Origin of the sequence: Enterobacter sp. E1 (assembly GCF_016809815.1) — a bacterium.
Lineage (GTDB): Bacteria > Pseudomonadota > Gammaproteobacteria > Enterobacterales > Enterobacteriaceae > Enterobacter > Enterobacter adelaidei.
In genome coordinates this window covers 423,553-444,395 of record NZ_JAFBJM010000002.1, presented here as the reverse complement: position 1 = coordinate 444,395, position 20,843 = coordinate 423,553, and the positions used below count along the sequence as shown (strand labels likewise).

Here is a 20,843-nt window from a genome sequence, read left to right as displayed (position 1 = left end):
GGGTGTGCAACAGGATCGCTTACGTCACCCTTTTGACCGATACGTGAAAGGAAAAAGAAGATGGATGAGCAGTTAAAACAGAGTGCCCTCGATTTTCACGAGTTCCCTGTCCCGGGTAAAATCCAGGTTTCCCCCACGAAGCCACTGGCAACGCAGCGCGATCTGGCGCTGGCCTATTCGCCAGGCGTTGCTGCACCGTGTCTGGAAATCGAAAAAGATCCGCTGGCTGCCTACAAATATACCGCGCGTGGCAACCTTGTTGCCGTTATCTCTAACGGCACGGCGGTATTAGGTCTTGGCAACATTGGTGCGCTGGCGGGTAAACCCGTGATGGAAGGGAAGGGTGTTCTTTTCAAGAAATTCGCCGGTATCGACGTATTTGATATCGAGGTGGATGAACTCGATCCCGATAAATTCATCAACGTGGTGGCTGCGCTGGAGCCGACCTTCGGCGGTATCAACCTGGAAGACATCAAAGCGCCGGAATGTTTCTATATCGAGCAGAAACTGCGCGAGCGTATGAACATTCCCGTGTTCCATGATGACCAGCACGGTACTGCGATTATCAGTACCGCTGCGATTCTGAACGGCCTGCGCGTGGTTGAGAAAAATCTCTCTGACGTGCGTATGGTCGTTTCCGGTGCGGGAGCTGCGGCCATCGCCTGTATGAACCTGCTGGTGGCGCTGGGTATGCAGAAGCACAACATTGTGGTCTGTGATTCCAAAGGCGTTATCTACAAAGGCCGCGAGCCAAACATGGCGGAAACCAAAGCGGCGTATGCGGTTGAGGACGATGGTAAACGCACGCTGGAGGATGTCATTGATGGCGCGGATATCTTCCTCGGCTGTTCAGGCCCGAAAGTGCTGACCCAGGAGATGGTGAAGAAGATGGCGCGCGCGCCAATGATCCTCGCGCTGGCTAACCCGGAACCGGAAATTTTGCCGCCTCTGGCAAAAGCGGTGCGTGAAGACGCCATCATCTGTACCGGCCGTTCCGACTACCCTAATCAGGTCAACAACGTGCTCTGCTTCCCGTTCATCTTCCGTGGGGCGCTGGATGTCGGCGCGACGGCGATCAACGAAGAGATGAAGCTTGCCGCGGTTCACGCTATCGCGGAGCTGGCGCACGCCGAGCAAAGTGAAGTGGTTGCCTCCGCCTATGGCGACCAGGATCTGAGCTTTGGCCCGGATTACATCATTCCAAAACCGTTCGACCCGCGTCTGATTGTTAAAATTGCCCCAGCGGTAGCTAAAGCGGCGATGGATTCTGGCGTGGCGACGCGCCCGATTCAGGATTTCGATGCCTACGTCGATAAACTCACCGAGTTTGTCTACAAAACCAACCTGTTCATGAAGCCGATCTTCTCTCAGGCGCGCGCCGACGCGAAGCGCGTGGTGCTGGCGGAAGGGGAAGAGGCTCGCGTGCTGCACGCCACCCAGGAGTTGATCACCTTAGGCCTGGCGAAGCCGATCCTGATTGGTCGTCCGAGCGTGATTGAGATGCGCATTCAAAAGCTGGGCCTGCAGATTAAGCCGGGCGTCGACTTCGAGATCGTTAACAACGAATCCGATCCGCGCTTCAAAGAGTACTGGAGCGAATACTACGCGATCATGAAACGTCGCGGGATCACCCAGGAACAGGCGCAGAAAGCGGTGATCAGCAACACGACGGTGATCGGCGCGATCATGGTCCATCGTGGTGAAGCCGATGCGTTGATCTGCGGTACCATTGGTGACTACCACGAACACTTCAGCGTGGTGCAGGAGATCTTCGGCTATCGCGATGGCGTTCATACCGCCGGGGCGATGAATGCGCTGCTGCTGCCAAGCGGCAACACCTTTATTGCCGATACTTACGTTAACGATGACCCAACCCCGGATGAACTGGCGGAAATCACCGTGATGGCGGCGGAAACCGTGCGTCGCTTTGGTATTGAGCCGAAGGTGGCACTGCTGTCGCACTCTAACTTTGGTTCGTCCAAATCTGCGGCGGCCTGCAAAATGCGTCAGACGCTGGAGCTGGTGCGCGAGCGTGCACCGGAGCTGATGATTGACGGCGAAATGCACGGCGATGCCGCGCTGGTGGAGAGCATCCGTAACGAACGTATGCCGGACAGTCCGCTGAAAGGATCGGCGAACATATTGATTATGCCGAACGTTGAGGCGGCGCGTATCAGCTACAACCTGCTACGCGTCTCCAGCTCTGAAGGGGTGACCGTAGGGCCAGTACTGATGGGGGTGGCGAAACCGGTGCATGTGTTAACACCGATTGCCTCCGTGCGTCGTATCGTGAATATGGTGGCGCTGGCGGTGGTTGAGGCGCAGACGCAGCCGCTGTAATTTTTACCCTCACCCTAACCCTCTCCCAAAGGGAGAGGGGATAAGGGCTACACCCAGTCCCGAACCTGAATAAACTCACGCAAGGCAGCCTCCGGGCTGCCTTCTTTTGGTTCGTAGCAGTACTCCCAGCGCACCAGCGGCGGCATCGACATCAGAATCGACTCCGTGCGCCCGCCGGTCTGCAGGCCGAACAGCGTCCCGCGATCCCACACCAGGTTGAATTCCACGTAGCGCCCGCGACGATAGAGCTGGAACTCGCGTTCGCGCACGCCATAGTCGGTATTTTTACGGCGCTCGACAATCGGCAGATAGGCGTCGGTATAGCCTTCGCCCACGGCGCGCATAAAGCTGAACGCGGTATCAAAATCAGGTGTGTTTAAATCGTCAAAGAACAGCCCGCCAATGCCGCGCTGCTCGTCGCGGTGCTTCAGATAAAAGTACTCATCGCACCACTTTTTAAATTTCGGGTAGACGTCTTCGCCAAACGGCAGACAAAGGTATCGCGCGGTGGTGTGCCAGTGCACGGCGTCCTCTTCGAAGCCGTAGTAGGGCGTGAGGTCGAAACCGCCGCCAAACCACCAGACCGGATCGGCCCCTGGTTTTTCCGCAATGAAAAAGCGCACATTGGCGTGGCTGGTGGGCACAAACGGGTTGTGTGGATGCACCACCAGCGAGACGCCCATCGCTTCAAAACTGCGGCCTGCCAGTTCAGGACGGTGCGCGGTCGCAGATGCGGGCATCGCGTCGCCGTGAACGTGGGAGAAATTGACGCCCGCCTGTTCAAAGATGCCGCCGTTACGCAGCACCCGACTGCGCCCGCCGCCACCGGCCTCGCGCTGCCAGTTATCTTCCTGAAATTCACCGCCGTCTGCGGCGGCCAGTTTCTGGCAAATCTCATCCTGCAGCTGTAGCAGGAAGGTTTTGACCAGTTGAGCATCGGGTTTCATCAACGTTTCCTGGAGTGCGCTTTTTGGTTATCAAACCAGTTGAAGTAGCTAATAATGCCGGAGGCGATGGCGTTGGCGATCTTCTGACGAAACGCCGTGGTACCGAGGAGTCGCTCTTCTTCCGGGTTGGTAATGAAGGAGGTTTCCACCAGCACGGACGGGATGGACGGTGATTTCAGCACCACGAACGCCGCCTGCTCGGTGCCTTTACTGTGCAGACGATGCACCGGCTTAATCTTCTTCAGAATATGCGAGCCGAGCGTCAGGCTGTTTTTGATCGTATCGGTCTGCACCAGGTCGAACAGCACCTGCTGTAGCAGGTGGTCTTTATCGGTGGCTTTCTTTCCGGCGACTTCATCTGCCCGGTTTTCGCGATCGGAGAGATATTTCGCCATGGCGCTACTGGCACCACGGTTGGAAAGCGCAAACACCGAGGCACCTGCCGCAGAAGGGTTGGTAAAGCCGTCGGCGTGAATCGACATAAACAGATCCGCACCGTGCTGATGGGCGATCTCCACGCGGTCATACAGAGGAATGAAGGTGTCACCGGAACGCGTCAGGCGTGCGTCAATGCCGTTACTGCGTAAAATCGCGCGCACATTTTTTGCAATCGCGAGCACGACGTGTTTTTCTTTCGAACCGTTTTTGCCGATGGCGCCGGTATCAATCCCGCCATGGCCCGGATCAAGCATCACCAGACGCTTCGCGCCCGGCTTTTTGGTTTTCGGTTTACTGTGTCCGTTACTGGTTTTGAGCGTGCTCTCGTCTTTTGCCTGAGCCTGCTTTGCGATGCCCGTTAACGTTAAGGCCGCCAGCCCCGCTTTGAGAACCTGACGACGCGATGTGAGTGCTTTTAATGGTTTGAATGTGCTCATGCGGCCTGAATTGTAAAAATTGGAGTCCTGGTGTTATATCGTATCGTGATTAGCGTTACGACAGTCCTTATTGGCAATTGTTTTACTTTTCATTTCAATACGTGACAAAGTGACATTATGCCAAATTTTGGTGAGATTTTCCCCGGTTATTGGCTAAACGAGAGGTTCACGCCATAATCACTGTTTTTAAACCCGAAAAGGCGGTTAATACCATGGAGATACGCGTTTTTCGCCAGGAAGATTTCGAAGAGGTGATCACCCTTTGGGAGCGCTGCGATCTGCTGCGTCCGTGGAACGATCCGGAAATGGATATCGAGCGGAAGGTGAATCACGATGTCAGTCTGTTTCTGGTCGCGGAAGTGAACGGCGAGGTGGTGGGGACGGTAATGGGCGGTTACGACGGTCATCGCGGGTCGGCCTATTATCTGGGCGTGCACCCTGAGTACCGTGGTCGTGGCATCGCCAATGCATTGCTTAATCGTCTTGAGAAAAAGCTCATTGCCCGCGGTTGCCCGAAAATTCAGATCATGGTGCGGGAAGATAATGACGTCGTACTGGGCATGTATGAGCGTCTGGGCTATGAGCATTCTGACGTATTGAGTTTAGGAAAACGTCTGATCGAAGATGAAGAGTACTGAGATTCATCCGGCAGATTATGACGCGCAGGGTCGCGTCAGGCTGCCCTTTTTATTCTGGTGCGTTCTGCTGCTCCAGGCCCGCACCTGGGTGCTGTTTGTGATGGCCGGCGCGTCGCGCGGGCAGGGCGACACGCTGCTAAACCTTTTTTACCCCGATCACGATGCGTTCTGGCTTGGCTTACTGCCGGGCGTACCAGCGGTAGTGGCTTTTTTGTGCAGCGGACGACGGCATACGCTCCCTCGTTTGTGGCGCGCGCTTCGCTGGCTATTGATCTTTGCCCAGATCGTGCTGCTCTGCTGGCAACCGGTACTCTGGTGGTACGGTGAACCGCTTACGGGTATCGGCGTTGCGCTGGTAGTTGCCGATATTGTGGCGCTGCTGTGGCTGCTGACCAACCCGCGTCTTCGCGCCTGTTTTACGCATCAGGATGATTAATACGGCACTTTTTGCCGATGTCGCACTCCAACAAGCGTTGATTTAACAAGTAAGGACGTTTCAATGAAATCGCTGCGTTTACTTTTATGCGCTCTCCCGCTGGCGTTAACCGGGTGTTCAACGCTCTCATCCATTAACTGGTCCGCTGCGTATCCGTGGAACTGGTTTGGCTCATCAACGGAAGTGACCGAGCAGGGCGTAGGAAAAATTACCGCCGCAACGGCGCTGGACCAGAATGCTATTCAGGATGCGCTCAGCAGCGATTACCGCCTGCGCAGCGGCATGAAAACGGAGAATGGCAATATTGTTCGCTATTACGAAGCGCTGAAGGGCGACAAGCTGGCGCTGGTGATTAACGGTGATAAAGGCACGGTGAACCGCATTGCGGTGCTGGATGACGCTATTCCCACGGCAAGTGGGGTGAAGGTCGGTACACCGTTTAGCGATCTCTATAAACAGGCCTTCGGCAACTGTGCAAACGCCTCTTCTGACGATGGCGTGGCTGTGGAATGTAAAGCTGAGGGTAGCCAGCACATCAGTTACGTCTTCACTGGTACCTGGAGCGGTCCGGAAGGATTGATGCCGTCTGACGACACGCTGAAGAGCTGGAAAGTGAGCAAAATACTCTGGAAGCAGTAATTTGCGCCGGAACAAACAGCCTCGCTGAAATCAGGGTATAATAGCCGCCATCAATGCCACGCTGACGTGGCATCTTTATTTCAGGAGGAGCGATGTCTCAGGTTCAGAGTGGCATTTTGCCAGAACACTGCCGCGCGGCGATTTGGATTGAAGCCAATGTTAAAGGGGACGTGGATGCCCTGCGTGCGGCCAGTAAAGTATTCGTCGATAAACTGACTACCTTCCAGGCCAAATTCCCGGATGCCCACCTCGGTGCCGTTGTCGCCTTTGGCAACAACGTATGGCGTCAGTTGAGCGGTGGCGAAGGGGCTGAGGAGCTGAAGGACTTTATCCCTTACGGCAAAGGTCTTGCGCCAGCGACACAATACGACGTGCTGATCCACATTCTCTCTTTACGTCATGATGTGAATTTCTCGGTTGCCCAGGCGGCGGTCGCGGCGTTTGGCGACAGCATTGAGGTTCAGGAAGAAGTTCATGGCTTCCGTTGGGTGGAAGAGCGCGATCTGAGCGGTTTTGTCGACGGTACTGAAAACCCGGCAGGTGAAGAGACGCGTCGTGACGTCGCGGTGATCAAAGACGGTGTGGATGCGGGCGGCAGCTATGTGTTCGTCCAGCGCTGGGAGCACAACCTCAAGCAGCTTAACCGCATGAGCGTGCACGACCAGGAGATGATGATCGGCCGTACCAAAGAAGCCAACGAAGAGATTGACGGCGACGAGCGTCCTGCTACCTCTCACCTGACCCGCGTTGACCTCAAAGAAGATGGCAAAGGCCTGAAAATTGTTCGCCAGAGCCTGCCGTATGGCACGGCAAGCGGCACACACGGCCTTTACTTCTGCGCGTACTGCGCGCGCCTGCATAATATTGAGCAGCAGCTGCTGAGCATGTTCGGCGATACCGACGGCAAGCGTGACGCCATGCTGCGTTTCACCAAACCGGTGACCGGCGGCTACTACTTCGCGCCGTCCGTTGAGCGTCTGCTGGCGCTGTAAAACCGCTCTCCACGCGTAGGCCGGGTAAGCGTTAGCGCCACCCGGCAATTTCTCCCGCACCCTTATTCCCTTTTCTGCTTCTAAATCACCAAACGGTATATAAAACCGTTACTCCTTTCGTCCTCGTTATAAATATTATGACTATAAGATAGTCATCACATTTATAAGGGTGCGCAATGGTCGTTACTGTAATGAAAAAAGGAACTCTGGCGCTGGCAGGTTTACTGCTGGTGGCACAGGCGCAGTCGACTGAGTTGCTTAACAGCTCATACGATGTCTCACGCGAGCTGTTTGCCGCCCTTAATCCACCGTTTGAACAGCAGTGGGCGAAAGAAAACAATGGCGATAAGCTGACCATCAAGCAGTCTCACGCCGGTTCGTCCAAGCAGGCGCTGGCGATCCTCCAGGGGCTGAAAGCGGATGTGGTGACCTACAACCAGGTGACTGACGTGCAGATCCTGCACGACAAGGGCAAGCTGATCCCGGCGGACTGGCAGAGCCGTTTGCCGAACAACAGCTCGCCGTTCTACTCCACCATGGGCTTCCTGGTGCGCAAGGGCAACCCGAAAAATATTCACGACTGGAGCGACCTGGTGCGTTCTGACGTGAAGCTGATCTTCCCGAACCCGAAAACCTCCGGTAACGCTCGCTATACCTATTTAGCCGCGTGGGGCGCGGCAGACAAGGCTGACGGTAACGATAAAGCGAAAACCGAGCAGTTCATGACCCAGTTCCTGAAAAACGTCGAAGTGTTTGATACCGGCGGACGCGGAGCGACCACGACCTTCGCAGAACGCGGTCTCGGCGATGTGCTGATCAGCTTTGAATCGGAAGTGAATAACATCCGTAAACAGTATGAAGCGCAGGGCTTCGAGGTCGTTATCCCGAAAACCAACATCCTGGCCGAGTTCCCGGTGGCGTGGGTGGATAAAAACGTGCAGGCGAACGGTACCGAGAAAGCGGCAAAAGCCTATCTCAACTACCTGTACAGCCCTCAGGCGCAGACCGTTATCACTGATTATTACTACCGCGTGAATAACCCGGATGTGATGAACAAACTGAAAGATAAATTCCCGCAGACCGAACTGTTCCGCGTGGAAGACCATTTTGGCTCCTGGCCTGATGTGATGAAAACGCATTTTGCCAGCGGCGGTGAGTTAGATAAATTGCTGGCGGCGGAGCGTAAGTAATGTTTGCAGTTTCCTCCAGACGTGTGCTGCCTGGCTTTACCTTAAGCCTCGGGACCAGCCTGCTGTTCGTCTGTCTGATTTTGCTGTTACCGCTCAGCGCGCTGGTAATGCAGCTTGCTCAGATGAGCTGGGCGCAGTACTGGGACGTGGTCACCAACCCGCAAGTGGTAGCGGCCTATAAAGTGACGTTGCTGTCGGCATTTGTCGCCTCCATTTTTAACGGCGTGTTTGGCCTGCTGATGGCGTGGATCTTAACCCGCTACCGTTTTCCGGGCCGTACGTTGCTCGACGCGTTAATGGATTTACCGTTTGCGCTGCCGACAGCGGTGGCGGGCTTAACCCTCGCGTCGCTCTTCTCCGTGAACGGGCTGTACGGCGAGTGGCTGGCGAAATTTGACATCAAAGTGACCTACACCTGGCTCGGTATCGCAGTGGCGATGGCCTTTACCAGCATCCCGTTTGTGGTGCGTACCGTGCAGCCGGTACTGGAAGAGTTAGGTCCGGAATACGAAGAAGCGGCGGAAACGCTGGGCGCCACGCGCTGGCAGAGCTTCCGCAAGGTGGTTCTGCCGGAGCTGTCTCCGGCGCTGATGGCGGGTGTCGCGCTGTCGTTTACCCGCAGCCTCGGTGAGTTCGGCGCGGTGATTTTTATCGCCGGGAACATTGCCTGGAAAACAGAAGTCACCTCGCTGATGATTTTCATCCGTTTGCAGGAGTTTGATTATCCGGCGGCGAGCGCTATTGCCTCGGTTATCCTGGCGGCCTCGCTGCTGCTGCTGTACTCGATTAACACTCTGCAAAGTCGCTTTGGTCGACGTGTGGTAGGTCACTGATGGCGGAAGTTACGCAATTGAAGCGATACGATGCACCCCGCATCAACTGGGGTAAATGGTTTCTGATTGGGGCGGGGGTGCTGGTTTCCGCCCTCATTCTCGTCGTGCCGACGATTTATATTTTCGTTCAGGCGTTCAGTAAGGGCCTGATGCCCGCACTGGAAAACCTGGCGAACCCGGATATGCTGCACGCCATCTGGCTGACCGTGCTGATTGCCCTGATCACCGTGCCGGTGAACCTCGTGTTCGGTACCCTGCTGGCGTGGCTGGTGACGCGCTTTAACTTCCCGGGACGTCAGCTGCTGTTGACCCTGCTGGACATTCCTTTCGCCGTGTCGCCGGTGGTGGCGGGTCTGGTGTACCTGCTCTTTTACGGCTCCAACGGCCCGTTGGGCGGCTGGCTGGATGAGCATAACCTGCAGATCATGTTCGCCTGGCCGGGCATGGTGCTGGTCACCATCTTCGTGACCTGTCCGTTTGTGGTGCGTGAACTGGTGCCGGTGATGTTGAGCCAGGGGAGCAACGAAGACGAAGCGGCGGTGCTGCTGGGCGCGTCAGGCTGGCAGATGTTCCGTCGCGTGACGCTACCGAATATCCGCTGGGCGCTGCTTTACGGCGTGGTGCTGACCAACGCCCGCGCGATTGGTGAGTTCGGCGCCGTTTCCGTCGTCTCCGGTTCTATTCGCGGTGAAACGCTGTCGCTGCCGCTACAGATTGAGCTGCTGCAGCAGGACTACAACACCATCGGTTCGTTTACTGCCGCAGCGTTGCTGACGCTGATGGCTATTTTGACCCTGTTTTTGAAGAGTGTGGTGCAGTGGCGTTTAGAAAATCAGGAAAAACGTCAGCATCAGGAGGGAAATCATGAGCATTGAGATTGCCAATATTAAGAAGTCTTTTGGTCGCACCCAGGTGCTGAATGATATCTCGCTGGATATCCCTTCCGGACAAATGGTGGCGCTGCTGGGGCCGTCTGGTTCGGGTAAAACCACGCTGCTGCGTATTATCGCCGGGCTTGAGCATCAGACCAGCGGGCATATCCGCTTCCACGGTACCGACGTGAGCCGCCTGCACGCCCGCGACCGTAAGGTAGGTTTTGTGTTCCAGCACTACGCGTTGTTCCGCCACATGACCGTATTCGATAACATCGCATTTGGCCTGACCGTGCTGCCGCGTCGCGAGCGCCCGGATGCGGCAACCATTAAAGCGAAAGTGACCAAACTGCTGGAGATGGTGCAGTTGGCCCATCTTGCGGACCGTTTCCCGGCCCAGCTGTCCGGTGGTCAGAAGCAGCGCGTTGCACTGGCACGTGCGCTGGCCGTTGAGCCGCAAATTCTTCTGTTGGATGAGCCGTTCGGTGCGCTGGATGCGCAGGTGCGAAAAGAGCTGCGTCGCTGGCTGCGTCAGCTTCATGAAGAGCTTAAATTTACCAGCGTCTTCGTGACCCACGATCAGGAAGAGGCGATGGAAGTCGCGGACCGTGTGGTGGTCATGAGCCAGGGTAATATTGAGCAGGTTGACGAGCCGGAGCAGCTCTGGCGTGAACCGGCGACCCGCTTCGTGCTGGAGTTTATGGGCGAGGTAAACCGTCTTCAGGGTACCATTCGCGGCGGTCAGTTCCACGTGGGCGCGCACCGCTGGCCGCTGGGATATACCTCTGCGCATCAGGGGCCGGTCGACCTGTTCCTGCGTCCGTGGGAAGTGGATGTGAGCCGTCGCACCAGCCTTGACTCACCGCTGCCGGTGCAGGTGCTGGAAGCGAGCCCTAAAGGGCACTACACCCAACTGGTGGTACAACCGCTGGGCTGGTATACCGAGCCGCTGACCGTGGTCATGCGCGATGAGGAGCCACCGCACCGGGGAGAACGCCTGTTTGTCGGTCTGCAGCATGCGCGTATTTATCACGGGAAGGAACGTATTGAGACGCGCGAGGATATTGCTCTGGCGGAGTCAGCCTGATAGGTTAGTAGGATGTTTATCGCCCGGTGGCGCTGTGCTGACCGGGCCTACAGTTATCACTGTGTCTTGTAGGCCGGGATCGCTGCGCGCCCCCGGCTTTTTTATTGAGTAAAAATCGTGAATACACTCGAACACACCATCGGCAACACCCCTCTGGTCAAGCTTCAGCGTATGGGGTGTGCCAACGGCAGCGAAATCTGGGTCAAACTCGAAGGCAATAACCCGGCGGGATCGGTGAAAGACCGCGCGGCGCTGTCGATGATTGTCCAGGCCGAAAAACGCGGAGAAATTAAGCCCGGTGACGTGCTGATTGAGGCGACCAGCGGCAACACCGGTATCGCGCTGGCAATGATTGCGGCGCTGAAAGGCTACCGCATGAAGCTGCTGATGCCGGACAATATGAGTCAGGAGCGCCGCGCCGCCATGCGAGCTTACGGTGCGGAACTGATTCTGGTGACCAAAGAGCAGGGGATGGAAGGGGCGCGTGACTTAGCGCTGGAGATGGCTGAACGCGGTGAAGGCAAGTTGCTCGATCAGTTCAACAACCCGGATAACCCGTACGCGCACTACACCACCACCGGCCCGGAAATCTGGCAGCAAACTGAAGGACGGATCACCCATTTTGTCTCCAGCATGGGCACCACGGGCACCATTACCGGCGTATCGCGTTTTCTGCGCGAGCAGGAAAAAGCCGTCACTATCGTTGGTCTGCAGCCGGAAGAGGGGAGCAGCATTCCGGGCATTCGCCGCTGGCCTGCGGAATACATGCCCGGGATCTTTAATGCGCAGCTTGTGGACCAGGTGCTGGATATTCATCAGCGCGAGGCGGAAAATACCATGCGCGAGCTGGCCGTCCGTGAAGGTATCTTCTGTGGCGTCAGTTCGGGCGGCGCGGTAGCGGGTGCGATTCGGGTTGCAAAGGAAAACCCGGGTGCAGTGGTCGTGGCAATAATCTGCGATCGCGGCGATCGTTATCTGTCTACCGGCGTCTTTGGTGAAGAGAGTTATTCGCAGGGGGCAGGGATTTAAGCATCATGGAGATGATTCTTTTCCGGGATAACACCCGGGCGCAACAAACCGATATTGTCGCGGTGCAGTCGCAGGTGGTATATGGCAGCGTGGGGAACAGCATTGCGGTACCGAATATTCGTACCCATCAGCTGAGCGTCACCGCCGTACCGACGGTGTTGTTTAGCAACACGCCGCACTATGACACCTTCTACGGCGGCGTGATCCCGGATGAGTGGTTCAGCGGTTATCTGAAAGCGCTGGAAGAGCGCGACATCCTTCGTGAGCTGAAGGCGGTGACTACTGGCTATATGGGTAGCGCCAGCCAGATTAAATTGCTCGGACAATGGCTCAGGGTCATCAAAGTACGGCACCCGGACCTGCTGGTGCTGGTCGACCCGGTCATCGGCGATATCGACAGCGGGATGTACGTGAAGCCCGAGATCCCGCAAGCGTATCGGGAGCACCTGCTGCCGCTGGCGCAGGGGATCACACCAAACGTCTATGAGCTGGAAGTGTTAAGCGGCAAGCCGTGCCGTACGCCAGAAAGCGCCATCGCGGCGGCACAGGGATTGCTCTCCGACAGCCTGAAATGGGTGGCGATCACCAGTGCGCCGGTCGCTGACGACCCGCAAAACATTCACGTGGTGCTGGTGACGAATGAAGGCGTGACCGTCAGCGCACACCCGCGTGTTGAAACGGACCTGAAAGGGACGGGCGATCTGTTTTGTTCAGAGCTGGTAAGCGGGATTGTTGAGGGTAAAACCGTTGCCGATGCCATTCGCATGGCCGGCGATCGGGTGACAGATGTGATGATGTACACGCAGTCGAAAGGTTACGACGAGCTTATTCTGCCCGCATAAACAAAAATGGCGCCCGAAGGCGCCATTTTTCTGTGCGGCAAAAATTACTTCTTGATGCGGATAACCGGGGTTTCACCCACGGTGACGCTGCCAGACAGTTTGATCAGTTCTTTGATTTCGTCCATGTTGGAGATAACAACCGGAGTCAGGGTAGACTTGGCTTTTTCTTCCAGCAGTGGCAGATCGAATTCAATCACTGGGTCGCCAACTTTAACACGCTGGCCTTCTTCCGCGATACGTTTGAAGCCTTCGCCTTTCAGTTCAACGGTGTCGATACCGAAGTGAACGAACAGTTCGATACCGCTATCAGATTCGATAGAGAACGCATGGTTGGTTTCAAAAATTTTACCGATGGTGCCGTCAACTGGAGCAACCATTTTGTTGCCAGTTGGTTTGATAGCAATGCCATCACCAACGATTTTCTCAGCAAACACTACATCCGGCACGTCTTCGATGTTGACGATCTCGCCGGAGAGCGGAGCAACAATCTCAATAGTTCCGGAGTCTTTCTTATCATCAGAAACCAGAGATTTCAGTTTATCGAACAAACCCATGATCTTCTCCTAAGCAGTAAATTGGGCCGCATCTCGTGGATTAGCAGATTGTTTTTTCTTCAATGAACTTGTTAACCAGCGTCATTAACTCGTCCGTTGTCGGTTGAGCAAGAGCCTGCTCTGCTAACACCTTCGCATCTTCGAAGTTCGTGTTACGGATAATCTTCTTAATGCGCGGGATGGAAATGGCGCTCATAGAGAATTCGTCCAGACCCATACCCAGCAACAGAAGTGTAGCACGTTCGTCGCCTGCAAGCTCACCACACATGCCAGTCCATTTACCTTCTGCATGAGAAGCATCAATAACTTGCTTAATAAGCGTCAGTACGGACGGTGACATTGGCTGGTAGAGATGTGAAATCATATCATTACCACGGTCAACTGCCAGGGTGTACTGCGTTAAATCATTGGTACCGATACTAAAGAAATCAACTTCTTTGGCTAAATGACGCGCAATTGTCGCCGCAGCCGGTGTTTCCACCATCACGCCGATCTCGATTGACTCGTCAAATGCTTTACCTTCGTCACGCAGTTCCTGTTTGTAGATTTCGATCTCTTTCTTCAGTGCACGCACTTCTTCAACAGAGATGATCATCGGGAACATGATGCGCAGTTTACCGAAAGCAGACGCACGCAGGATGGCACGAACCTGATCGCGCAGGATCTCTTTACGATCCATCGCGATACGTACTGCACGCCAGCCCAGGAACGGGTTCTCTTCTTTCGGGAAGTTCATGTACGGCAGCTCTTTGTCGCCACCGATGTCCATGGTACGGACGATAACCGCCTGAGAGCCACAGGCTTCAGCCACTGCTTTGTATGCAGCAAACTGCTCTTCTTCAGTAGGCAGCGCGTCACGGTCCATGAACAGGAATTCTGTACGATAGAGACCGACACCTTCCGCACCGTTGCGCTCAGCGCCATCAACGTCACGTACGGTACCGATGTTTGCGCACACTTCTACCTGATGACCGTCCAGGGTGATTGCTGGCAGGTCTTTCAGCTTAGCGAGTTCCGCTTTTTCAGTCGCAACTTGCTCCTGAACCGCGCGCAGTTTTTCGATCTCTTCATTCGTTGGGTTGACGTAAACCAGATTGTTTACGGCATCCAGAATCAGATAGTCGCCGTTTTTCACCTGAGAGGTGACGCTACCGGTGCCCACGATGGCTGGCAGTTCCAGAGAACGCGCCATGATTGAGGTGTGGGAAGTACGGCCGCCTGCGTCGGTGATGAAACCGAGAACCTTTTTCAGGTTCAACTGAGCGGTTTCTGACGGGGTCAGGTCGGCAGCAACCAGAATAACTTCATCCTGAATTGCGCTCAGATCGATGATGGCCAGACCCAGGATGTTGCGCAGCAGGCGCTTACCGATGTCACGTACGTCAGCCGCACGCTCTTTCAGGTATTCGTCATCCAGTTCTTCCAGGGCAGTCGCCTGACCTTCGATAACTTCATGTGCAGCCGCGTCGGCTGTCATGCCTTTATCTTTAATCAGGGCTATGATTTCCTGCTCCAGCTCCTCATCTTCGAGCAGCATGATGTGCCCTTCGAAGATGGCTTCTTTTTCTTCACCGAAAGTTTCGCCAGCTTTAGTTTTGATTGCTTCCAGTTGCGCAGATGCCTTGGCACGACCGCTCAGAAAACGTTCAACTTCCTGATCAACCTTGTCGGCAGAAATTTTTTTCCGGTCAATGACGATCTCGTCTTCTTTCAGCAGCAGTGCTTTGCCGAAAGCGATACCCGGGGATGCTAAAATGCCTGAAATCATAACCCTACCTTACTTGTGACTGATATTTAAAAGAACCCGGAAACTTACTCGAGCTCAGCCATCAGTTTTACCAGATGCTCAACTGCTTTCTGCTCGTCTTCACCTTCTGCAGAGATGGTGACAACAGTGCCCTGAGTCAGGCCCAGAGTCTGCAGTTTGAACAGGCTTTTTGCGCTAGCGCTTTTGCCGTTGGAAGTCACAGTGATTTCAGAAGTGAAGCCTTTCGCTTCTTTAACAAACTGAGCAGCAGGGCGGGTGTGCAGACCGTTCGGAGCGGTAATGGTAACTTCTTGCTGGAACATTGTATTTCCCCAACTTATAGGTTTAGTGTTGTGGAACTAAAGTCTAGCCTGGCGACTGAACTTTAGCCTGTATTGTTAGCGCTGACGTTTCGATCGTCATTAAACATTATGCAGCGAAAGCAAGACTTGAACCAAATCATAAAATCGATTCAGCAAGGCTATTTCATTCACTGATTAATTTCACGCATCAAAATAATTGCTGGTTTAAATACCAGACCCAACGGGGTGAATCAATGCCAGGAGGGGTAAAACTTTGAAGCAGGCCACAAAAAAGCACCCGAAAAGGTGCTTTTTTACGCGTTTTTAACATGCTGGCATCACTGTTGCAGTTCTTTCTCAGTGAAGAGATCGGCAAACAGTGCAGTGCTTAAGTAACGCTCACCCGAGGATGGAAGGATAACCACAATATTCTTGTTGGTAAAGGCTTCGTCTTCCTGAAGTTTGAGCGCTGCCGCAACAGCCGCACCGGAAGAGATACCCGCCAGAATGCCTTCTTCATCCATCAAACGACGCGCGGTAGAGATGGCTTCTTCGTTAGTGATAGTGACCACTTTATCGATAAGCTTCAGGTCCAGGTTACCCGGAATGAAGCCGGCACCAATGCCCTGAATTTTGTGTGGACCTGGCTTGAGCTCTTCACCCGCCAGTGCCTGAGTGATAACCGGTGAGTCGGTCGGTTCAACGGCAACAGTAATCAGATCTTTTTTACCTTTCGTGCCTTTAATATAGCGTGACACACCAGTCAGCGTACCGCCGGTACCCACGCCGGAGATAAACACGTCAACCTGACCGTCGGTATCTTCCCAGATTTCCGGGCCGGTGGTTTTTTCGTGAATTTCAGGGTTGGCCGGGTTGCTAAACTGCTGAAGCAGAAGATATTTCGCCGGATCGCTGGCAACAATCTCTTCGGCTTTCTGAATGGCACCTTTCATGCCTTTCGCGCCTTCGGTCAGTACCAGGTTTGCCCCCAGCGCTTTGAGCAGCTTGCGACGTTCGATACTCATGGTTTCTGGCATGGTCAGCGTCAGTTTGTAGCCACGCGCTGCAGCAACATAGGCCAGGGCAATACCGGTGTTGCCGCTGGTTGGTTCCACCAGCTCAACGCCTGGTTTCAGTACGCCACGTTTTTCAGCATCCCAAATCATGTTTGCACCAATACGGCATTTTACGCTGAAGCTCGGGTTACGTGATTCGACCTTCGCCAGAATGCGTCCATTACCGATACGGTTCAGTCGAACCAGGGGCGTATGACCGATAGTCAGCGAGTTGTCTTCATAAATCTTACTCATGGCCTGTCCTTAACTGTATGAAATTGGGATACCGTCCCAGCATACCTGTTGAGCAGGTAGGGGGAAGTAAGGAATTCGCATATCTATATACTGCAAGGAAATAATGGGGATCAGTATGGAATAAGGGGCGGCATAAGCCACCCCTTGTTTACACATTTTTGCATTACTTCCATAACGCGTGCTTAGCACGGTAGCAGTCAACCCACATTGCCGTCGCGCCACACACCGCAACGGGCATGATGAAAAGATTGAGGAACGGAATCATCGTGAACAGGCTGGTCAGTGCGCCAAATTGCATATTGGCAACCTTCTGGGTACGCAGGGCTGTGCGCATCGCTTTAAACGGTACTTTGTGGTTATCGAACGGATAGTCGCAGTACTGGATCGCCAGCATCCATGCGCTAAACAGGAACCACAGCACCGGAGCCACCGTTTGACCGATACCGGGCACGAAATAGAGGATAAGCAGTACAACCGCACGGGGCAGGTACCAGGCAAATTTCTGACACTCGCGCTTCATGATGCGTGGAATGTCTTTCATGATCCCCAGCACGCCCGTGTCCGGTGGCGTTGCGCCGGTAAGCCGTGCCTCCAGCTGTTCCGCCAGCAGGCCGTTAAAGGGCGCGGCTATCCAGTTCGCGATCGTTGAAAAGAAGTAACCGAATACCAGCAGCACCGAGATGACCACAACCGGCCAGAGCAGGTAGTTCAGCCACTGCAGCCACTCAGGAACATGGCTCATCAGCGAGGGGATCCAGCTTTCCAGCTTTGTGAACAGCCACCAGAACGCACCGCCCATCAGAATAATGTTGATCAACAGAGGCAGGATGACGAAGCGTCGAATACCCGGCAATGAGACCAGTTTCCAGCCCTGAGAAAAATACCAGACGCCGCTGCGAGGGGGGGAAGAAGATGTTGAAACCATAACCAGGCTGTACTCCTTTTTTCACAACCAGTGGAATTGCCCGCCTATATTATCCACTTACGGACCAATGACCAGTTAGGAAATGTTCGAAAAACCAGCAAAAAGCACGATTTCCTTCATCTTTATGCTGTGAATGCTCTGCACACACTTGCACTTGACGTAAACGGCAAATACTCTTAGTGAGTAAATGTTTGCCGTGGTGGCAAGGTGTTAGAACAACAGAGAATATAATGATGCAGGATTTGCGTCTGATATTAATCATTGTTGGCGCGATCGCCATAATCGCTTTACTGGTACATGGTTTCTGGACCAGCCGTAAAGAGCGTTCCTCGATGTTTCGCGATCGCCCACTGAAGCGCATGAAGTCCAGTCGTGACGACGATGACAGTGAAGATGACATCGATGGAAGCGACGACGACGGCGTGGGTGAAGTTCGTGTTCATCGGGTCAATACTGCCCCCGGCGCGGCTCATGGGGAGCATGAAGCGACCCGTACTGCGCAGCACCAGTATCAACCGCCGTATGCTTCCGCACAGCCGCGCCAGCCAGCGCCGCAGCCTGTGGAAGAGCCGGTGCGCCAGCCGCCGCAACAGCCTGTCCATCAGCAGCCTGCTGCACCTCAGCCGGTTCAACAGCAACCTGTGCAACAGCCAGTGCAACCGGTACAACAACCGCAGCAGCCTGTGCATGTGCAGCCTGCGCCGCAGCCCGCTCCGGCCCCGCATGTTGAGCCAGAGCCCGTCGTCGAGCCAGAACCGGTTGTTGAAAAACCGCAGCGCAAAGAAGCGGTGATCATCATGAACGTTGCCGCACATCACGGCAGCCATCTCAACGGTGACGTGCTGCTTAACAGTATTCAGCAGGCAGGCTTCAAGTTTGGCGACATGAATATTTTCCATCGCCACCTGAGCCCAGACGGTAGCGGCCCGGCGCTGTTCAGCCTGGCCAATATGGTCAATCCTGGCACCTTTGACCCGGAAATGACCGGTGATTTCGTGACGCCGGGTGTCACAATCTTTATGCAGGTGCCGTCCTATGGTGACGAACTGCAGAACTTTAAGCTGATGCTGCAATCCGCTCAGCACATCGCTGATGAAGTGGGTGGTGTGGTGCTCGACGATCAGCGTCGAATGATGACCCCGCAGAAGCTGCGCGAGTATCAGGACCGCATCCGCGAAGTTAAGGAAGCCAACGCGTAATCGTCGCGTTTACTTCGACTCCTCCTCAACCCCCGCATGTCGGGGGTTTTTTCTCATTGATGGTGCGATATGGACTCAATCGAACAACAACTCACTGAACTGCGAACCACGCTTCGCCATCATGAATATCTCTATCATGTTATGGACGCGCCGGAATTACCGGATGCGGAGTATGACCGTCTGATGCGCGAGCTCCGCGAATTAGAGGCGCAGCATCCGGAACTCATCACACCCGATTCACCCACCCAACGCGTCGGCGCTGAGCCGCTGGGGGCTTTCAGCCAGGTGCGTCATGAAGTGCCGATGCTGTCGCTGGACAACGTCTTCGATGAAGAGAGTTTTCTCGCGTTTAATAAGCGTGTGCAGGATCGTCTTAAAAGTAGCGATACCCTTACCTGGTGCTGTGAGCTGAAGCTGGACGGCCTTGCGGTCAGCCTTCTTTACGAAAACGGCGTGCTGGTGCGTGCGGCAACTCGTGGTGATGGTACCACCGGGGAAGACATCACCACCAACGTGCGCACTATCCGCGCGATCCCGCTGAAACTGCAGGGTGAGAACATTCCCGCGCGTCTGGAAGTGCGCGGTGAAGTGTTCCTGCCCCAGGCGGGCTTCGAGAAAATCAACGACGAAGCGCGCCGCACTGGTGGGAAAGTGTTTGCTAACCCGCGTAATGCGGCGGCAGGCTCTCTGCGCCAGCTTGATCCACGCATCACCGCGAAGCGACCGCTTACTTTCTTCTGCTACGGCGTAGGGATTCTGGAGGGGGGCGAGCTACCGGATACGCACCTCGGACGTCTGCTGCAGTTTAAAGCGTGGGGCCTGCCGGTGAGCAACCGTGTTCAGCTTTGCGACTCCCCGGAAGCAGTACTGGCCTTCTACCACAAGGTGGAAGAGGACCGTCCAACGCTCGGCTTTGATATTGATGGCGTTGTCATTAAGGTTAACTCATTAGCGCTTCAGGAGCAGTTGGGCTTTGTTGCGCGTGCTCCGCGCTGGGCGGTGGCGTTTAAGTTTCCTGCTCAGGAGCAGATGACCTTTGTCCGCGACGTGGAGTTCCAGGTGGGACGTACGGGAGCCATTACCCCGGTCGCCCGTCTGGAGCCGGTGCAGGTGGCGGGCGTGCTGGTGAGTAACGCCACGCTGCATAACGCCGATGAAATTGAGCGTCTTGGTCTGCGTATTGGCGACAAAGTGGTCATTCGCCGCGCGGGCGATGTTATTCCACAGGTGGTTAACGTTGTTGAGTCAGAACGTCCTGATGATACGCGCGAGATTATTTTCCCGACCCATTGCCCGGTATGCGGCTCGGACGTTGAACGTGTTGAAGGTGAAGCGGTGGCGCGCTGTACGGGTGGCTTAATCTGTGGTGCGCAGCGTAAAGAATCTCTGAAACACTTTGTGTCCCGTAGGGCGATGGACGTTGACGGCATGGGCGACAAGATTATCGATCAGCTGGTTGAGAAAGAGTACGTCCATACGCCAGCAGATCTTTTCAAACTGACTGCGGGTAAACTGACGGGGCTTGATCGCATGGGGCCTAAGTCAGCGCAGAATGTTGTCAATGCGCTGGAAGCCGCTAAAGAGACGACCTTTGCACGCTTCCTCTACGCGCTGGGTATTCGCGAAGTCGGAGAAGCGACTGCAGCGGGGCTAGCGGCGTACTTTGGTACGCTGGATGCGCTGGAAAAAGCGAGCATCGACGAGTTGCAGAAAGTCCCGGATGTCGGGATTGTTGTCGCCACTCACGTCTTTAACTTCTTTGCTGAAGAGAGCAACCGTGAAGTCATCGGTAAGCTGCTGGAAGAGGGTATCAAATGGCCCGCACCGGTGGTGGTTAATGCCGAAGAGATCGACAGTCCGTTCGCCGGTAAAACGGTGGTGCTGACCGGCAGCCTGAGCCAGCTTTCACGTGACGATGCGAAAGCGCGTCTGGTGGCGCTGGGGGCCAAAGTGGCGGGCAGCGTGTCGAAGAAAACCGATTTGGTGATTGCCGGAGAGGCGGCGGGTTCGAAGCTGGCGAAAGCCCAGGAGCTCGGCATTGCGGTGATCGACGAAGCGGAAATGATGCGTCTGCTAGGAGAATAAC

20 protein-coding genes are annotated in these 20,843 nt (G+C 55.0%); 13 read left to right on the top strand and 7 right to left on the bottom strand.

Features of this window, described 5'->3' with window-relative positions; all coding sequences use genetic code 11:
- Positions 1-60: 60 nt before the first annotated feature.
- Positions 61-2,340, top strand: coding sequence for an NADP-dependent oxaloacetate-decarboxylating malate dehydrogenase (gene maeB, locus JGF26_RS08275; RefSeq protein ID WP_129324033.1), 2,280 nt, complete (start codon positions 61-63; stop codon positions 2,338-2,340).
- A gap of 47 nt (positions 2,341-2,387) precedes the next feature.
- Here maeB and hemF read toward each other — a convergent pair whose 3' ends face one another.
- Complete coding sequence (gene hemF / locus JGF26_RS08270; protein WP_134707689.1) at positions 2,388-3,287, bottom strand: oxygen-dependent coproporphyrinogen oxidase; 900 nt, start codon at positions 3,285-3,287, stop codon at positions 2,388-2,390.
- Entirely contained in the window at positions 3,287-4,162 is an 876-nt protein-coding gene (gene amiA, locus JGF26_RS08265; RefSeq protein WP_023308739.1) for an N-acetylmuramoyl-L-alanine amidase AmiA, read from the bottom strand. Before amiA ends, hemF begins: the two co-directional genes overlap by 1 nt.
- Positions 4,163-4,374: 212 nt before the next feature.
- On the opposite strand from amiA, the gene JGF26_RS08260 reads away from it, so the two are divergent.
- The 10 genes from JGF26_RS08260 (at position 4,375) to pdxK (ending at position 12,720) form a co-directional block, all read left to right on the top strand.
- Positions 4,375-4,800 carry a GNAT family acetyltransferase gene (locus tag JGF26_RS08260; RefSeq protein WP_023308738.1) on the top strand — a complete coding sequence of 142 codons (426 nt, stop codon included), beginning with the start codon at positions 4,375-4,377 and terminating at the stop codon, positions 4,798-4,800.
- The gene (locus JGF26_RS08255; protein ID WP_028016158.1) at positions 4,787-5,236 is read left to right on the top strand and encodes a DUF2919 domain-containing protein; all 450 of its coding nucleotides are present in this window, start codon (positions 4,787-4,789) and stop codon (positions 5,234-5,236) included. The genes JGF26_RS08260 and JGF26_RS08255 overlap by 14 nt, the downstream gene beginning before the upstream one ends.
- A gap of 63 nt (positions 5,237-5,299) precedes the next feature.
- On the top strand, positions 5,300-5,875 hold the full coding sequence (locus tag JGF26_RS08250) for an RpoE-regulated lipoprotein (protein WP_108090857.1): 576 nt from the start codon (positions 5,300-5,302) through the stop codon (positions 5,873-5,875).
- Positions 5,876-5,967: 92 nt separating this feature from the next.
- Positions 5,968-6,867, top strand: a complete 900-nt coding sequence (locus tag JGF26_RS08245; RefSeq protein WP_028016160.1) for a Dyp-type peroxidase — start codon at positions 5,968-5,970, stop codon at positions 6,865-6,867.
- 176 nt (positions 6,868-7,043) lie between these two features.
- On the top strand, positions 7,044-8,057 hold the full coding sequence (locus JGF26_RS08240) for a sulfate ABC transporter substrate-binding protein (protein ID WP_134707690.1): 1,014 nt from the start codon (positions 7,044-7,046) through the stop codon (positions 8,055-8,057).
- Positions 8,057-8,890, top strand: a complete 834-nt coding sequence (gene cysT, locus JGF26_RS08235) for a sulfate/thiosulfate ABC transporter permease CysT (RefSeq protein ID WP_028016162.1) — start codon at positions 8,057-8,059, stop codon at positions 8,888-8,890. The genes JGF26_RS08240 and cysT overlap by 1 nt, the downstream gene beginning before the upstream one ends.
- Positions 8,890-9,765, top strand: a complete 876-nt coding sequence (gene cysW, locus JGF26_RS08230) for a sulfate/thiosulfate ABC transporter permease CysW (protein ID WP_028016163.1) — start codon at positions 8,890-8,892, stop codon at positions 9,763-9,765. The genes cysT and cysW overlap by 1 nt, the downstream gene beginning before the upstream one ends.
- Complete coding sequence (gene cysA, locus JGF26_RS08225; RefSeq protein WP_028016164.1) at positions 9,755-10,849, top strand: sulfate/thiosulfate ABC transporter ATP-binding protein CysA; 1,095 nt, start codon at positions 9,755-9,757, stop codon at positions 10,847-10,849. Before cysW ends, cysA begins: the two co-directional genes overlap by 11 nt.
- A gap of 117 nt (positions 10,850-10,966) precedes the next feature.
- A complete protein-coding gene (gene cysM / locus JGF26_RS08220) occupies positions 10,967-11,878 on the top strand; it encodes a cysteine synthase CysM (RefSeq protein ID WP_134707691.1) in 912 nt (303 codons plus the stop codon).
- 5 nt (positions 11,879-11,883) lie between these two features.
- Positions 11,884-12,720 (top strand): pyridoxine/pyridoxal/pyridoxamine kinase, encoded by an 837-nt coding sequence (pdxK, locus tag JGF26_RS08215; protein WP_134707692.1) that lies wholly within the window; start codon positions 11,884-11,886, stop codon positions 12,718-12,720.
- 44 nt (positions 12,721-12,764) lie between these two features.
- Here pdxK and crr read toward each other — a convergent pair whose 3' ends face one another.
- The 5 genes from crr to cysZ form a co-directional block, all read right to left on the bottom strand.
- The gene (gene crr / locus JGF26_RS08210; RefSeq protein ID WP_003861316.1) at positions 12,765-13,274 is read right to left on the bottom strand and encodes a PTS glucose transporter subunit IIA; all 510 of its coding nucleotides are present in this window, start codon (positions 13,272-13,274) and stop codon (positions 12,765-12,767) included.
- A 40-nt stretch (positions 13,275-13,314) separates the two neighbouring features.
- Positions 13,315-15,042, bottom strand: a complete 1,728-nt coding sequence (gene ptsI / locus JGF26_RS08205) for a phosphoenolpyruvate-protein phosphotransferase PtsI (RefSeq protein ID WP_028016167.1) — start codon at positions 15,040-15,042, stop codon at positions 13,315-13,317.
- A gap of 44 nt (positions 15,043-15,086) precedes the next feature.
- Complete coding sequence (gene ptsH, locus JGF26_RS08200; RefSeq protein ID WP_000487600.1) at positions 15,087-15,344, bottom strand: phosphocarrier protein Hpr; 258 nt, start codon at positions 15,342-15,344, stop codon at positions 15,087-15,089.
- A 317-nt stretch (positions 15,345-15,661) separates the two neighbouring features.
- Complete coding sequence (cysK, locus tag JGF26_RS08195; RefSeq protein WP_014884739.1) at positions 15,662-16,633, bottom strand: cysteine synthase A; 972 nt, start codon at positions 16,631-16,633, stop codon at positions 15,662-15,664.
- 163 nt (positions 16,634-16,796) lie between these two features.
- Positions 16,797-17,558, bottom strand: coding sequence for a sulfate transporter CysZ (cysZ, locus tag JGF26_RS08190; protein ID WP_134707693.1), 762 nt, complete (start codon positions 17,556-17,558; stop codon positions 16,797-16,799).
- 230 nt (positions 17,559-17,788) lie between these two features.
- Between cysZ and zipA the strand changes: the two genes are divergently transcribed.
- Together zipA and ligA are read left to right on the top strand one after the other, a co-directional pair.
- Complete coding sequence (gene zipA, locus JGF26_RS08185) at positions 17,789-18,757, top strand: cell division protein ZipA (RefSeq protein WP_028016169.1); 969 nt, start codon at positions 17,789-17,791, stop codon at positions 18,755-18,757.
- 69 nt (positions 18,758-18,826) lie between these two features.
- Entirely contained in the window at positions 18,827-20,842 is a 2,016-nt protein-coding gene (ligA, locus tag JGF26_RS08180) for an NAD-dependent DNA ligase LigA (protein WP_108090853.1), read from the top strand.
- Position 20,843 lies beyond the last annotated feature (1 nt).